Source organism: Sedimentitalea nanhaiensis DSM 24252 (genome assembly GCF_000473225.1).
Classification (GTDB): Bacteria; Pseudomonadota; Alphaproteobacteria; order Rhodobacterales; family Rhodobacteraceae; genus Sedimentitalea; species Sedimentitalea nanhaiensis.
In genome coordinates, this window is record NZ_KI421509.1 from 2,656,560 (window position 1) to 2,671,524 (window position 14,965).

Annotated in this window: 10 protein-coding genes, 1 tRNA gene and 1 pseudogene; 10 read left to right on the forward strand and 2 right to left on the reverse strand. The window is 60.9% G+C overall.

Annotation, left to right across the window (positions count from 1 at the left end; translation table 11 throughout):
• Genes NANH_RS0114865 through NANH_RS0114885 form a run of 5 tightly spaced genes read left to right on the forward strand, consistent with a single transcriptional unit; the run spans nucleotide 1 to nucleotide 6,835 of the window.
• Nucleotides 1–624 carry a LysE family translocator gene (locus NANH_RS0114865; protein ID WP_027262765.1) on the forward strand — a complete coding sequence of 208 codons (624 nt, stop codon included), beginning with the start codon at nucleotides 1–3 and terminating at the stop codon, nucleotides 622–624.
• A gap of 2 nt (nucleotides 625–626) precedes the next feature.
• Entirely contained in the window at nucleotides 627–1,007 is a 381-nt protein-coding gene (locus tag NANH_RS0114870; protein ID WP_027262766.1) for a GFA family protein, read from the forward strand.
• A gap of 12 nt (nucleotides 1,008–1,019) precedes the next feature.
• A complete protein-coding gene (locus NANH_RS0114875) occupies nucleotides 1,020–3,464 on the forward strand; it encodes a GcvT family protein (protein WP_027262767.1) in 2,445 nt (814 codons plus the stop codon).
• Nucleotides 3,461–4,357, forward strand: a complete 897-nt coding sequence (locus NANH_RS0114880; protein ID WP_027262768.1) for a homocysteine S-methyltransferase family protein — start codon at nucleotides 3,461–3,463, stop codon at nucleotides 4,355–4,357. Before NANH_RS0114875 ends, NANH_RS0114880 begins: the two co-directional genes overlap by 4 nt.
• Nucleotides 4,358–4,396: 39 nt before the next feature.
• Nucleotides 4,397–6,835, forward strand: a complete 2,439-nt coding sequence (locus NANH_RS0114885) for a GcvT family protein (protein ID WP_027262769.1) — start codon at nucleotides 4,397–4,399, stop codon at nucleotides 6,833–6,835.
• Between the two features lie 61 nt (nucleotides 6,836–6,896).
• Here NANH_RS0114885 and NANH_RS26280 read toward each other — a convergent pair.
• Nucleotides 6,897–7,308 (reverse strand): annotated as a pseudogene (locus NANH_RS26280) (nuclear transport factor 2 family protein).
• A 114-nt stretch (nucleotides 7,309–7,422) separates the two neighbouring features.
• Between NANH_RS26280 and NANH_RS0114895 the strand changes: the two are divergent.
• On the forward strand, nucleotides 7,423–8,076 hold the full coding sequence (locus NANH_RS0114895) for an RluA family pseudouridine synthase (RefSeq protein WP_027262770.1): 654 nt from the start codon (nucleotides 7,423–7,425) through the stop codon (nucleotides 8,074–8,076).
• Nucleotides 8,077–8,101: 25 nt separating this feature from the next.
• Here NANH_RS0114895 and NANH_RS0114900 read toward each other — a convergent pair whose 3' ends face one another.
• A complete protein-coding gene (locus NANH_RS0114900) occupies nucleotides 8,102–8,941 on the reverse strand; it encodes an alpha-1,2-fucosyltransferase (protein ID WP_027262771.1) in 840 nt (279 codons plus the stop codon).
• Between the two features lie 154 nt (nucleotides 8,942–9,095).
• On the opposite strand from NANH_RS0114900, the gene NANH_RS0114905 reads away from it, so the two are divergent.
• From NANH_RS0114905 to NANH_RS0114920, 4 genes are all read left to right on the forward strand, one after another.
• Nucleotides 9,096–9,170 (forward strand) — tRNA-Val (locus NANH_RS0114905).
• Between the two features lie 282 nt (nucleotides 9,171–9,452).
• Entirely contained in the window at nucleotides 9,453–10,328 is an 876-nt protein-coding gene (locus tag NANH_RS26285; RefSeq protein WP_051372634.1) for a cyanophycinase, read from the forward strand.
• A 32-nt stretch (nucleotides 10,329–10,360) separates the two neighbouring features.
• Nucleotides 10,361–13,159: a cyanophycin synthetase gene (cphA, locus tag NANH_RS0114915; protein ID WP_027262772.1), complete on the forward strand. Its 2,799-nt coding sequence runs from the start codon at nucleotides 10,361–10,363 to the stop codon at nucleotides 13,157–13,159.
• Between the two features lie 12 nt (nucleotides 13,160–13,171).
• Nucleotides 13,172–14,926 carry a Mur ligase family protein gene (locus tag NANH_RS0114920; protein ID WP_051372431.1) on the forward strand — a complete coding sequence of 585 codons (1,755 nt, stop codon included), beginning with the start codon at nucleotides 13,172–13,174 and terminating at the stop codon, nucleotides 14,924–14,926.
• The last annotated feature ends 39 nt before the right edge of the window (nucleotides 14,927–14,965 follow it).

A 14,965-nucleotide genomic window follows, 5' to 3' on the forward strand; every position in this document is an offset into this window, starting at 1 on the left:
ATGAGTTTTCAGGCCTGGACCATATTTGCGCTATTCTGGGTGGTTTTCGTGACCACACCGGGGCCGAACGCAGTGAACTGCATCACCAATGGCATGAGCCTGCCGTTTGGCCGCGCCATGGTCGGGGTGTCGGCGATCCTGACCCAGGCCAGCCTGTTTCTGATCCTGTCGGCGCTGGGGGTGACCGCGCTTATCGCCACTTCGCCGACCGGGTTCTTTTTCGCCAAGCTGATCGGTGCCGGGTTTCTGATCTGGTTGGGGATTCGTGGCTGGATTCGCGCAAAGACACCGGTTCTGGCCGATGCACGCCCTGCGCGGCATGTCTATCTGCACGCGCTGGCGATCGCCACGATAAATCCCAAAAGCGTTGCGGGATACCTGGCCGCATTCTCGCAATTCGTGCAGCCCGACGTGCCAATCTGGAACCAGATGGTGGTGATCATGCCGACTGCGCTGATCATTACCGCGCTCAGCTATACCGGTTTTACGATATTGGGCGCGGTTCTTGGTCGTGCCGCTTTGGGGGCGGTGTTCAATGTCTGGGTGCGCCGGGTGATGGCGGTGTGTTTCATCACTTATGGTGTGCTGCTGGGCACCAGCGCCGCGCCCCAAACCGGGAGATGACCATGCAAAAAGGATCCTGCAACTGCGGCGGCGTCGCTTTTCAGATCGCCGAGCCCCTGCAACCGCCCAGCGTCTGCCACTGCGGCCAGTGCCGCAAGCAATCGGGTCACGTCTGGGCGTCGGCAGTCACACATCAGGCCGACCTGCGCCTGACCGCGCAGGACAGTCTGCGCTGGTACAGCGCCAGTGATACGGCCCGGCGCGGATTTTGTGGCACCTGCGGGGCGTTCCTGTTCTGGCAACATAACGACGAAGATACGATTTCGGTCGCGATGGGAGCGCTTGAGGCCCCCACCGAACTGCGGCTCGCCCGCCATATCTTTGTCGCCGACAAGGGCGATTACTACGACATAACAGACGAGTTGCCGCAAAACGCGCAATAGGGAGATACAGATATGGCGGATTTTCCAACCACGGCCCGTGTGGTCATTATCGGCGGCGGCGCGATTGGTGCGTCATCGCTGTATCATCTGGCCAAGGCGGGCTGGGCGGATTGCGTCTTGCTGGAAAAGAACGAATTGACCGCCGGGTCCACATGGCATGCCGCAGGCAATGTACCGACATTTTCCACCAGCTGGTCGATCATGAACATGCAGCGGTATTCGACCGAGCTGTATCGCGGTCTGGCCGCAGCGGTCGATTACCCGATGAACTATCATGTCACCGGCTCGATCCGTCTGGCGCATAGCAAGGAGCGAGTGCAGGAATTCGAACGCGCCAAGGGTATGGGGCGCTATCAGGGCATGGATATCGAAATGATGTCGCCCAAAGAGGCGCAGGACCTCTATCCTTTCATGGAACTGCATGATTTGCAGGGGGTTCTGTACGACCCCCATGACGGTGACATCGACCCCAGTCAGCTGACCCAGGCCCTGGCCAAGGGAGCCCGCGATTTGGGTGCGCGGATCGAGCGGTTCTGTCCCGCCACCGGTGTCAGCCGTGAAAACGGCGAATGGATCGTGCAGACCGACAAGGGCGATATTCGCTGCGAATACGTGGTCAACGCCGCCGGATATTATGCCCAGCGGGTCGGCGAGTGGTTCAGGCCCTTTGGCGGGCGCACAGTGCCGATGATGGTAATGAGCCACCAGTATATGCTCACCGACGAGATTCCGGAAATCGAAGCCTATACCAGGGAACACGGCAAGCTGCCCCTGCTGCGCGATGTCGATACCTCGTACTACCTGCGGCAGGAAAAGGCCGGTCTGAACCTCGGCCCGTACGAGCGTAACTGCAAGGCGCATTGGATCGCGCCCGACGACCCGATGCCGCAGGATTTCAGCTTTCAGCTGTACCCTGACGATCTGGAACGGTTGGAATGGTATATCGAGGACGCGATGGCGCGGGTGCCGCTTTTGGGGCAGGCGGGGATCAACAAGGTCATCAACGGCCCGATCCCCTATGCGCCCGACGGCTTGCCGCTGATCGGACCAATGCCCGGCGTGCCAAATGCATTCGAAGCCTGTGTGTTCACCTTTGGCATCGCCCAGGCCGGTGGTGCAGGCAAGGTGCTGGCCGAATGGATCACCGAAGGCGCGACCGAATGGGACATGTGGGCAGTCGATCCACGCCGCTATACCGATTACACCGACACCGATTATTGTATCGCCAAGGGCATGGAGACCTATGGTCACGAATATGCCATGCATTTTCCGTGGCACGAATGGCCCGCCGGGCGCGACAAGAAGCTGTCGCCGGTGCATGACAAGGTCAAGAAGTTGGGCGGCGTCATGGGGGCTTACAACGGGTGGGAACGGGCCAACTGGTTCGCGCAGCCTGGCGACGACACCTCGGAAGACAGCACCCGCACTTGGGAACGCTCGGGCCCCTGGGAGGCCCGCATTCGCGCGGAGTGCCTGGCGGTGCGCGATGGCGTCGGTGTGCTGGATCTGCCGGGATTCTCGCGGTTCAACCTGTCGGGCGATGGTGCGGCGGAATGGCTGCGCGAACGTATCGCCGGCGGCTTGCCCAGGATCGGACGGATGAACCTGGCCTATTTCGCCGACAATCGCGGACGCATCCTGACCGAGATGAGCGTGCTGCGGCATCGCGAGGATATGTTCACCCTGATTACCGCCGCGACTGCGCAATGGCATGACCGCGATGTGCTGATGGGCGCGTTGCCCGATCATCTGAGCCTGACCGATCACACCGCCGACTATTCGACGCTGATCGTCACCGGCCCGAAATCGCGTGCGTTGTTTGAAACCCTTTCGCCACAGGCCGACCTGACATTGCCATGGCTGTCGCATCAGGCCGCGCAGGTCGCCGGACATAACGCAGCCCTCGCACGGGTCAGCTTTGCCGGCGAGTTGGGATGGGAAATCCATGCCGCCAATGCCGATATGCCCGCAATTTACGATGCTGTACTGTCGGCAGGGGCCACACCCTTTGGCATGTGGGCGTTGAATTCGCTGCGGATCGAGAAAGGATACCGCGCGTGGAAAGGCGATTTGTCGACCGATTACACCTTGCTCGAAGGCGGGTTGGAGCGGTTTGTCAAATTCGACAAGCCACAGGATTTTCCGGGCAAGGCCGCTTTGCTGCACGAACGCCAACAGGGCAGCCCAAAACGCTTTGTCACCCTCGTGGTGGACGCGGACGAAGCCGATGCACCGTATATGTCGACCCTGTGGCATGATGGTCAGGTTGTGGGCGAAACCACATCGGGTGCCTGGGGATATCGGGTCAACGGTTCCGTTGCGCTTGGGATGTTAAGGACAGATCTGGCGGCTCCGGGCACCGAAATTGAAGTCGAGATTTACGGCACCCGTTGCCGCGCCATCGTTCAGCCCGACCGCCCTCTGTGGGATCCCGAGAACGAAAGGCTCAGGGCATGACCGATGTGACCCTGCTGGATGGCTCGATCGGGCAGGAACTCGTGAGGCGCAGCGGCACCCGGGCGACGCCGCTGTGGTCGACGCGGGTGATGATGGACGATCCCGACCTGGTCGGGGCGCTACATTCGGACTACTTTGCGGTCGGCGCTACAGTGGCAACCACCAACACCTATGCGGTCCATCGCAGCCGTCTGGCGCGTGTCGGGCTGGAAGATCGGGTGCCCGCCCTGACCGACACGGCGCTCACGCAGGCCGAAATGGCGCGCGAGCGCTTTAGCGGCGGGCGGATCGCAGGATCGCTGGGGCCGCTGTTTGCGTCTTATCGGCCCGACCTGAACCCCGACCCCGAAGAGGCCGAGCTGAAATTCGGCGAACTGGTGCGATTGATGCGGCCCCGCGTCGATCTATTCCTGATCGAAACCGTGTCGTCCATACAAGAGGCCGAAGGTGCATTGCGCGCCACCGAGGATTGCGGCAAGCCGGTCTGGTTGGCATTGACGGTTCAGGATGATGATGGCACGCGCTTGCGATCCGGCGAGTTGCTGACCCAGATCGTGCCTATGCTGCACCGATTCAACCCAGACGCCGTGCTCCTGAACTGTTCGCGCCCCGAAGCGGTGAGCCAGGGGTTGGACATCGTCACGGATTTCGGCTGGCCTTTTGGGGCATATGCCAACGGTTTCGCCGGGATTGCCGACGAATTTCTCAAGGATGCCCCGACTGTGGACAGTCTGGAACGCCGTGTTGATCTGGCGCCTGAACCCTATGCAGAACACGCGATGGGTTGGGTGAAACAGGGGGCCACCATTGTCGGGGGGTGCTGCGAGGTTGGCCCGGATCATATCGCTGAACTGGCGCGCCAACTGCGCGCGGCCGGACACAAAATTGTTTGAAACCAATGCGCGTCTTTGCGACGACAGGAGAAAAGTGAAATGACGGAAATTCCCAGCCGGGCTCGCGTGGTAATCATTGGCGGCGGTGTCATTGGATGTTCGGTGGCCTATCACCTGACCAAGCTGGGGTGGCAGGATGTGGTTCTGCTGGAACGCAAGCAACTGACCAGCGGCACGACGTGGCATGCGGCCGGGTTGATCGGGCAACTGCGGGCCTCGTCCAATATGACCAAGCTGGCGCGCTATTCCGCCGAACTGTATGCGGGGCTGGAGGCGGAAACCGGCGTGGCGACGGGGCTGCGCCAGGTCGGGTCGGTTTCCGTTGCGTTGACGGCCGAGCGCAAGGAAGAGTTGTTTCGCAATGCGGCCATGGCACGGGCCTTTGGGGTGCCGGTCGAGGAAATCTCGCCCGCCGAGGTCAAAGAGCGTTACGGGCATATCAACCTCGATGGCGTCAAGGCGGGGGTATGGCTGCCCACGGATGGGCAGGGCGATCCGGCCAATATTGCACTGGCGATGGCCAAGGGCGCGCGCCAGCGGGGCGCGGTGGTCGCTGAACGCACCAAGGTCACCGGGATCACGCGCGAGGGGCGTCGCATCACCGGTGTGTCCTATGACGGACCCGATGGGCCGGGGCACATTGCCTGCGAACAGGTCGTCAACTGTGCAGGCATGTGGGGCCATCAGGTCGGGCGCATGCTGGGCACCAATGTGCCACTGCAGGCGTGCGAGCATTTTTATATCGTGTCCGAACCTATCGCCGGGCTGACCCAGATGCCGGTATTGCGGGTGCCGGACGAATGCGCCTATTACAAGGAAGATGCCGGCAAGATGATGCTGGGTGCGTTCGAGCCGGTGTCAAAACCATGGGGGCCGATTCCTGAAGACTTTGAGTTCGATCAGCTGCCCGAAGATTTCGACCACTTCGAGCCGATCCTTGAACATGCGGTGAACCGGTTGCCGATGCTGGCAGATGCCGGGATCCACACGTTTTTTAACGGGCCGGAAAGCTTTACCCCCGACGATGCCTATCACCTGGGGCTGGCACCCGAGATGGACAATGTCTGGGTCGCCGCCGGGTTCAATTCGATCGGAATTCAGTCCGCCGGCGGCGCGGGTATGGCGTTGGCGCAATGGATGGAGGACGGGCAGAAGCCCTTTGACCTGGGCGATGTGGATATTTCCAGGATGCAGCCGTTTCAGGGTAACAAGACCTATCTGGCAGATCGCTCGACCGAAACGCTGGGCCTGCTCTATGCCGACCATTTCCCTTATCGGCAAAAGGCCACCGCGCGAGGCGTGCGGCGCACGCCGTTCCATCATCAACTGCTGGAAAACGGCGCGGTCATGGGCGAATTGGCCGGATGGGAACGCGCCAATTGGTACGCGAATCCGGGGCAGGAAGCGTCTTATGCCTATTCCTGGAAGCGGCAGAATTTCTTTGACAATGTCGCCGCCGAACATCGTGCGGTGCGCGAGAATGTCGGGATGTACGACATGTCCTCGTTCGGAAAGATCCGCGTCGAGGGGCCGGATGCCTGCGCGTTTCTGAACTATGTCGGCGGCGGTGAATATGACGTACCCGTGGGCAAGATCGTCTATACCCAGTTTCTGAATGACCGGGCCGGAATCGAGGCGGACGTGACCGTGACCCGCCTGTCCGAAACCGCCTATCTGGTGGTGACCCCGGCGGCGACACGACAGGCCGATCAGGTCTGGATGCAGCGCCACAAGGGTGATTTCAATATTGTCCTGACCGACGTTACCGCTGGCGAAGGTGTATTGGCCGTCATGGGGCCCAACGCCCGCAAGCTGATGCAGGCGGTATCGCCCAATGACTTTTGCAATGCAGTCAATCCGTTTGGTACTGCGCAGGACATTGAACTGGGCATGGGGCTGGCCCGCGTGCACCGGGTCACATATGTGGGCGAACTGGGGTGGGAGATCTATGTCTCATCCGACATGGCGCAACATGCCTTTGAGACCTTGTATGCCGCCGGTCGGGACATGGGGCTGAAGCTGTGTGGCATGCACATGATGGATACCTGCCGGATCGAAAAGGGGTTTCGTCACTTTGGCCACGACATCACCTGTCAGGATCACGTGCTCGAGGCCGGTCTGGGGTTCGCGGTCAAGACCGACAAACCGGACTTTATCGGGCGCGAGGCGGTGCTGGCGAAAAAGGAAAGCGGGCTGGATGCACGAATGGTGCAGTTCAAGCTGCGCGATGCCGAGCCTCTGTTGTACCATAACGAACCGATCCTGCGCGATGGCGAGATCGTCGGCTATCTGTCCTCTGGGGCCTATGGGCACCATCTGGGGGCGGCGATCGGGATGGGGTACGTGCCATGTAAGGGCGAAACGACCGCGCAGGTTCTGGCCTCGTCCTATCAGATCGATGTGGCCGGGGTTCGGGTTGCGGCAGAGGCGTCGTTGAAACCGATGTATGACCCCAAAGCCGAACGGGCGCGCAGCTAGGCTCGTCTGATTGCATCCTGGGTGTCATCCGGTCCGGCACCCAGGATGCAATCAGGCGTGGTCATGCCAGCGCTTTGCGGTACTCTTGGAAACGCGGATCGGTGGAAATGCGGGGTCATCATGGCGTCGCGCAGCGCGCCGATGGTCTTGTAGGGGCGCATGACCACTTCGAATTTTTGGATCAACCCGTCGTCGTTCAGCGTGATCAGGTCCACACCGACCGCATCCAGATCACCGATCTTGCACTGGAATTCCAACGCCCAGTCGTGGCCGTCGCCCATTACCCGGCGATATTTGAAATCGCTGAACACCTGTCCGACATGGCCCAGCACCGCCGCCACCGGTGCCCGCCCTATCCAGGTCGCGAAATAGGTCGGCGGCATAAACGTCACATCTTCGGCCAATATCTCTGCGATCTTGGTGTCGTCCCCTTTGGCGACGACCTCTTGCATCCTGGTGATGGTGGGGTGCATGCCCTGGATCCTTTCACGGTTTCGTTGCACCACAGTTGCGTCTGTGACCTGCGGGCGGCAAGCGCGACGTCACGTGAACTTGCCGGCAGGCTGGCTTGGCGATAGGCAGGCGCGATGACGGTATCCTCTGACTATTCCCCGCCCGACGGTCCGCTGGACATTCTGCACGACGATGCCCAGATCATCGCGGTGAACAAACCTGCGGGGCTGCTCAGTGTTCCGGGGCGCGGCGCGCATCTGGCCGACTGTTTGTTGTCGCGGCTGCAGGCCGTGTTTCCCGATGTTCTGCTGGTGCATCGGCTGGACAGGGACACATCCGGGGTGATGGTCTTTGCCCTGACGCCCCATGCACAGCGTCACCTGGGCCAACAGTTCGAAAAGCGGCAGGCGCGCAAGATCTATGTGGCGCGGTTGGCTGGGGAATTGACGCCCAAAACCGGAACCGTGGATCTGCCGCTGATCGTGGACTGGCCCAATCGCCCGCGCCAGAAGGTGTGCCATGACACCGGCAAGCCGTCCGTGACCGATTGGCGGGTGCTGCGGTATCAGGACGGCACAACCCGGATACGGCTTGGGCCAAAAACCGGTCGGACGCATCAATTGCGGGTCCATATGGCGGCGCTGGGCCATCCCATCCTGGGCGATCCGCTGTATGCGCAAGGCATTGATGCCGAACATGACCGGATGATGCTGCATTCCGAGGAATTGCGGATCAAGCACCCGGACAGCGGCGCGTCGGTAAAGCTGCGATTCGCTGCCGACTTCTAGGTCGCGGGCGCGGAGCAGAGACCGGTCAGACGTCGATTCGCAGCCAGTCGGGTGGCAGGATGTCCGGATTCGCCAGTTTCGGATCGCCGAACCATTTTGCCGGACCGGCGACGCGTTTTCCCGGATTGGCATTCAGCCAGGCCCCCCACCATGAAAACGAGGAATTTCCGATGATGTTGTGATCGCACAGCGACATCAGGCGCATGTCCTCGAAATCATGGTCCGGTCCGTTGAAATCCACGACCGTCTTGGCGCAGGGCAGGGGCAGGTTTTCCCTGGCCCACTCCGGATCATCGGAGAAAACAAACACCGTCGGATCGCCGTCCAGGCCGCTCAGGACTTGTGACAGGGCGGCATCGTAATAGGACTGATCGCAAAGCACATGCGCCCCTAGCGTCACATAATCGCCTCGCCGGACATGCAGCGATACGGCAAGGCCGCCGCCGATCCGCGCCGCCATTTCGGCATTCGCGGTCGAGGAAAATTCGGGAAACCGAAAATCCTGCCGGATCTGATCGGCAGCATCGGAGAAATAGCGTTCGCACTGCCAATAGCCGTGCAGATAGCTGCCATCGGGGAAACGTTCGAACCCAGCATTATATCCCAGACCCTGTTCGCGCTGAAACCGCCGACTGGTCAGCCGCCACAGGCCATAGCGCAGGGGCGTGTCCTGTTTCAGCGGCGGCAGCGTCTGCGGTTGCACCAGCGGCAGATCGAATACCCGGGTCAGTACGCCTTCGCCGCGCGATTGCGCCAGTCGCGCATCCAGCGCAACCTGTGTGCCCAGCCGTGTCGCCAGCCCGCGCGCAGCGGCGTATTGAAACATCTGGTTGCCCAGTCGCCCGTGCAGGCGGGTTGTGATCATCGGGTAAGGCTCCGGTCGGGTCTGACCTCAAAGGCATACGCGATCCATGCCGTGCAAGGCAATCGACCGCCGGTCAATGGCTCGACAGTGCGCGGCAAGAACGTGGGGTTGCCCCTTGCAGAGGTGCAAAAGTGACGCTAGAAGGCCGCTGCACGGGTGATTAGCTCAGTGGTAGAGCGCTTCGTTCACATCGAAGATGTCAGGAGTTCAAATCTCTTATCACCCACCATTTTACCGGGCAAGTTATCTCGGATGATGTTTGAACATGGATGCATTTCCCGTTAATGCAGCGGAACAATCGGTTGCCGGATGCGCCCTTTCACAGCCTTGATCCAGAATGCCGTGAGCCCTGCCTTTGTGATATGGGTTCGGTGAACCGCCACCGTTTGCGGCAAGCCGGTCTCGTATCATTGGGGCGATGGCTCGTGGGGCTTGGCGGCAGTAACGTCGCCCTGGCGGGCAGATACGAATGGACACCGCAGCGCGGATTATCAGAGGACAGCGAAACGGCATGTGCCCAGCACCCATAGAAGACGACGGTAAACGCGGGTTCATCATCCCGATTGGCGGCGGTGAAGACCGGGTCAAGGAAATGGCAATCCACCGCAAGTTTGTAGAGCTTTCAGGTGGGCCGGATGCGGATATCGTTGTCATTCCGACCGCCTCGATGCTGGAAGAAACCGGTCCCGACTATCACCGGATCTTTTCCGAACTGGGCGCGGGCAAGGTGGAATTCCTGCCGATTGCGCAACGCTCCGACTGCGACAACCCCGAATTTTCCGAAATGCTGGACAATGCCACCGGTATTTTCATCACCGGTGGGAATCAGCTGCGCCTGTCTGCAATTCTGGGCGGCACGCTTGTGGCGCAGCGGATTCGCCGTCGAAATGCCGCCGGGGTTCCGGTGGCGGGTACGTCCGCGGGGGCGTCGATCATGTCTGAACACATGGTCGCGGGCGGCAGCGGCAGCACGGCGCCAGCTGAGGGTAACGTGACCTTGGCACCGGGAATCGGGCTGACGAATGCCGTCATCATCGACCAGCATTTTACCCAGCGAAATCGGCTGGGTCGCCTGCTAACTGCTTCGTCCTACAACCCTTTCCTGATCGGGCTGGGCATCGATGAAGACACTGCAGCCTTTATCGGACCGGAAAATGTGCTGGAAGTTGTCGGCAGCGGTACTGTGACCGTGGTGGATGCCAGTCAGCTGACGCACTCTTCGATGTGGGATGCGCGCCCGGGCGAAGCGCTCAGCCTGTTGGGTCTTCGCCTTGACGTTCTGAACGAGGGATGCCGTTATGACCTGACGGCCCACATGGCTTATCCGCCGGATGAGCACCTGGCACTGTGTGCCCTGCCAGTGACAGACGGTGATAACACCGCATAGGCAGGGTCCTGAAAACTGAACGGGGAACCTGCATGAAAATCGTCTCTACCAATGTTTTTGTCGGCCCGAATGTCTGGGCGAGTTTCCCGGTTATCCGGCATGTCATCGATTTGGGCGCGCTGGAAGACTGGCCTTCGGCGAAGATTGGTTCAGACTATATCGACGCCCTGGTCGCGGCTCTTCCCGGCCTGGCTGAACATGGGTGTTCCTATCGCGAACCCGGTGGTTTCATCCGCCGGCTGCGAGAAGACGAAGGCACCTGGCTGGGCCATGTGCTTGAGCATTGCGCTATCGAAGTGCAGAATGCCGCCGGTACAGAGGTGACCTTTGGGCGGACCCGCGGCACCGGCGTGCCTGGGCAATACAACATGGTCTACGCGTATCGGCAGCGCGATGTTGGCCTGGAAGCGGGCAAGCTGGCGATGCGGCTGCTCATGCATCTGCTGCCACCGGCGATCAGGCAACAGGTCGAATATGACTTTGATTCTGATTTCGATTGGGAGGATGAACTGCGCAGCTTTGTACTGCGGGCGCAGCGCAAGGAATTCGGCCCTTCGACCGGATCGCTGGTCAAGGCTGCCGTGGATCGCGACATTCCCTGGATCCGGCTGAACGAAGGCTCTCTGGTGCAATTTGGTCACGGCAAATACCAGCAGCGCATCCAGGCCACGATCACTTCGGAAACCAAACACATCGCGGTCGAAATTTCCTGCGACAAGGAAGATACCCACAACCTGTTGAACGATCTCGGCCTGCCGGTGCCCCAGCAACGCATGGTCTATTCCGCCAGCGAAGCGGTTCGGGCCGCGCGACGGATCGGGCACCCGGTTGTGATCAAGCCGCTGGATGCCAACCACGGCCGTGGCGTGTCGATCAATCTGAACACCGACGAAGAGGTCGAAGCCGGTTTCGCCGAAGCCAAAGAGCATTCGCGCAGCCGTGCCATTCTGGTCGAGAGCTTTGTCACCGGGTTCGATCACCGCATGCTGGTGGTGAACAATAAACTGGTCGCCGTGGCCAAGAGGGTGCCCGGCCATGTGGTCGGCGATGGCACGCATACGATTTCCGAGCTGGTCGATATCGTGAACCAGGACCCTAGGCGCGGCATCGGACACGAAAAGGTGCTGACCATGCTGGAGATCGACAATCAGGCCAAGCGGCTGATCGATGAGGCGGGTCTGACGACGGACTCGGTTCTGCCGGATGGCGAAGTCTTCTATCTGCGCTCGACAGCGAACCTGTCCACCGGGGGGACAGCGATCGATCTGACCGATGTGGTGCATCCGGACAACCGCGATATGGCCGAACGGGCGATCATGGCGGTTGGATTGGACGTCGGCGGAGTCGACTTTCTGATCGACGATATCACCGAATCCTACAAGGATATCGGCGGCGCCATCGTCGAGGTGAACGCTGCGCCTGGATTTCGTATGCATGTCGCCCCGTCCGAGGGCCAGCCGCGCGATGTTTCGGGTGCGGTAATCGACATGCTGTTCCCGCCGGGGCGGCAGACCCGCATCCCGATTGCCGCGATCACGGGCACCAACGGCAAGACCACGACGTCGCGCATGTTGGCCCATATCATGAAGGCCGGCGGCAAGATCGTCGGAATGACCTCGACCGACGGGGTCTATGTCGACGGCAAGCTGAGCGTGAAGGGCGACATGACCGGGCCGAAATCGGCCCAGATCGTACTGCGCGATCCGGCGGTGGATTTTGCCGTGATGGAAACCGCGCGCGGGGGGCTGGTGCGCAGCGGGTTGGGGTATCAGCGCTCGAACGTGGCGGCCTGTCTGAACGTGTCTGCCGATCACCTGGGTCTGGGCGGGATCGAAACCGTCGAGGAACTGGCCGTGGTCAAGCGCGTGGTGGTGGAAAGCGCCACGGAGACCGCCGTGTTGAACGCCGATGACATCAACTGTCTGAAAATGGCGGATTACGCGGATGTGGACTCGATCTTTTATGTCACGCTGAACGCGGCTCACAGTCTGGTCAAGGAGCACATCAAGACGGGCGGCAAGGCGATCGTGCTTGAACAGGGCATGAACGGCGACATGCTGACGATCTATGACAAGGGACTGCACATGCCGGTGCTGTGGTCGCATCTGATGCCGTCCACTCTGGAAGGCAAGGCGATGCACAATGTGCAAAACGCCATGTTCGCCGCCGCCATGGCCTATAGTTTCGGTGTCGATCTGGACAACATCCGACACGGGTTGCGCACATTCGACACCAGCTATTTCCAGGCTCCGGGCCGGACCAATGTGTTTGATGAGCATCCGTTCAAGGTGATCCTGGACTATGCGCACAACCCAGCTGCCTTTGGTGTAATGGCCGATATGGTCGAGCGGATGGATGTGGCGGGGCGCCGGATGGTTGTGGTTTCCGTGCCCGGCGACCGCCGTGACCAGGATGTGGCCGACGCGGCGCGGATTCTTGCGGGGCATTTCGATCGGTATATTTGCAAGGCTGATGACAACCGTCGCGGGCGCGGCGAGGACGAGATCCCGCAGATGCTGCGGCGGGAACTGATCGCCAACGGGGTTTCCGAGGACGCGATCACAGTCATACCAGACGAAGTGTCAGCGGTCGCAACCGCACTCGAAATGGCTGAACCCGGCGATCTTCTGATGATCTTTGGCGATGACAGCCCACGGTGCTGGAAGCAGATCATCTATTTCAACGCCGCCAATCAGAAGAAAGCCGCAGCAGAGCCCGCAGCGCAAACTGTGCCGGTGCCTTTCGAAGAGATGTTCGAAGCCGATCAGGCTCTGGTGCGTGATGAACGCGGCGTTCGGTTGGCCCGTGACGTCAGCGAAAACGCCGATTGATCGGGTGTGCCGATGGATCGAATCGAACAGCTTGAGAACGCGCTGCAGATCACAAGTGCGCAGACCGATACAATCCGGGTGGAAGATGTCCGCCGCCTGACCGGTCCCGGACTGCTGTGGGATTATCCCGGCGCCGTGATGGATGTGTTTTTTGACGAGATCGATCCAGAAACCGTGGCGGATCTGTGGCACCGACACGCGCGGCGGGTGCTGGATGCGTTGGGCTGGCAGGGCGAGCATGTCATACACCGCCATTTCCAGGGCGGAAGCAACCTGGCGATTTCCGCGCCGATGGATCAGCTTTATTCGGCCATTTTTGCCGTCCAGGGTGCCTGGCATTTCTGTGCCGCCGAGCTGCTGGGGGCCGAGCCGGACCCTTTTGAGACAATGATTGCCGATATCCGCAGGGTGATGGCACAAGAGGCCAATCCTGCGCTGATCCGGCTGATCGGGGCGGCGGATGAGCATGGCATCGACATTCTGTGTGATGATGACGAGATCTCGTTGGGTCACGGCACCGGGTCGCGGGTCTGGTCTGTTGATGGATTGCCCGAGCCGGATCAAGTCGATTGGCCGACCCTTCATGACGTTCCGGTGGCCTTTATCACCGGCACCAATGGCAAGACCACCACGACGCGGCTGTGTACCGCCATTGCAACGGCGGCGGGCAAGGTCGCGGGGCTGACTTCGACCGATATGGTGCGGGTCGGCGATGACATTCTGGATCGCGGTGACTATTCCGGCCCCGGTGGTGCGCGCATGTTGTTGCGCGACCGGCGGGTTCAGATCGCCTGTCTGGAAGTGGCGCGCGGTGGCATCCTGCGGCGTGGGTTGCCAACCCGGCGGGCGCGTGTGGCCGTGGTCACCAATGTCGCCGCCGATCATCTGGGCCAATACGGGGTGAACACCGTTCCGGAATTGGCGCAGGCCAAGTTTGCGGTGCATCGGACGTTGGGCGAAAACGGCGTACTGGTGCTGAATGCGGATGACGCCCATGTGGTCGCCGAGGCCGCCAATGTCGACAGGACAATCTGCTGGTTCGCCTTGTCGCCAGACAATCCACAAATCGCGGGCGCGTGCGCTTCAGGTCGGCCCTGTGCCTATCTGGATGGCACCGACCTGATATTCTTTGATGGTAAGGCGGCGGAAACAATCACGTCGGTGCAGCAGGTGCCGATCACCCTGAACGGTGCGGCGCAGTATAACGTGCAGAACGCGCTGGCCGCTCTCTGTGCGAGCAAGGCGCTGGGGATGGAAGGTGCGGCGATCCGGTCGGGTCTTGCCGGGTTTCAGCCCGACGCCCGCGACAATCCGGGCCGCTGCAACGAATTTGCCCATGGCGGCGCGCGGGTGTTCGTGGATTTTGCGCATAACCCTCATTCGGTCGCTGCGGTCTGCAAAGCGCTATCGCCGCTGGAGTCGGGACGGCGGTTCATCCTGCTCAGCCATGCCGGGGATCGCTCGGATTCCGACATCCGCGATATGACCGCCACCGCTTTGAAATTCCATCCCGATGTCGTGGTGGCGGCGGAACTGGCCGGCTATCTGCGCGGGCGCGAGTTGGGCGAAGTGCCCGATCTGATCGAAACATCCGCGCTGAATGCCGGGATGACGTGCGCGCAGGTTTTGCGGGCTCGCTCGCCCTTGGAGGGGGTGAAACTCATCTTGCAACAGTTGCAACCCGGCGATTTGGCGTTGTTGCTGGTTTTGGCGGAACGGGATGCGGTTTTTCAACTGCTGGAGGGGGGCGCGGCCCAACCATCCTGATCCGTCGTGCTTGCCAAGTGCGGATGCCCGTGCGATTTT

Excerpts from the sequence above, each read along its gene's own strand:
- NANH_RS0114865 (WP_027262765.1), top strand. The coding sequence starts at position 1 with ATGAGTTTTCAGGCCTGGACCATATTTGCGCTATTCTGGGTGGTTTTC.
- NANH_RS0114870 (WP_027262766.1), top strand. The coding sequence starts at position 627 with ATGCAAAAAGGATCCTGCAACTGCGGCGGCGTCGCTTTTCAGATCGCC.
- NANH_RS0114875 (WP_027262767.1), top strand. The coding sequence starts at position 1,020 with ATGGCGGATTTTCCAACCACGGCCCGTGTGGTCATTATCGGCGGCGGC.
- NANH_RS0114880 (WP_027262768.1), top strand. The coding sequence starts at position 3,461 with ATGACCGATGTGACCCTGCTGGATGGCTCGATCGGGCAGGAACTCGTG.
- NANH_RS0114885 (WP_027262769.1), top strand. The coding sequence starts at position 4,397 with ATGACGGAAATTCCCAGCCGGGCTCGCGTGGTAATCATTGGCGGCGGT.
- NANH_RS0114895 (WP_027262770.1), top strand. The coding sequence starts at position 7,423 with ATGACGGTATCCTCTGACTATTCCCCGCCCGACGGTCCGCTGGACATT.
- NANH_RS0114900 (WP_027262771.1), bottom strand. The coding sequence starts at position 8,941 with ATGATCACAACCCGCCTGCACGGGCGACTGGGCAACCAGATGTTTCAA.
- NANH_RS26285 (WP_051372634.1), top strand. The coding sequence starts at position 9,453 with ATGTGCCCAGCACCCATAGAAGACGACGGTAAACGCGGGTTCATCATC.
- cphA (WP_027262772.1), top strand. The coding sequence starts at position 10,361 with ATGAAAATCGTCTCTACCAATGTTTTTGTCGGCCCGAATGTCTGGGCG.
- NANH_RS0114920 (WP_051372431.1), top strand. The coding sequence starts at position 13,172 with ATGGATCGAATCGAACAGCTTGAGAACGCGCTGCAGATCACAAGTGCG.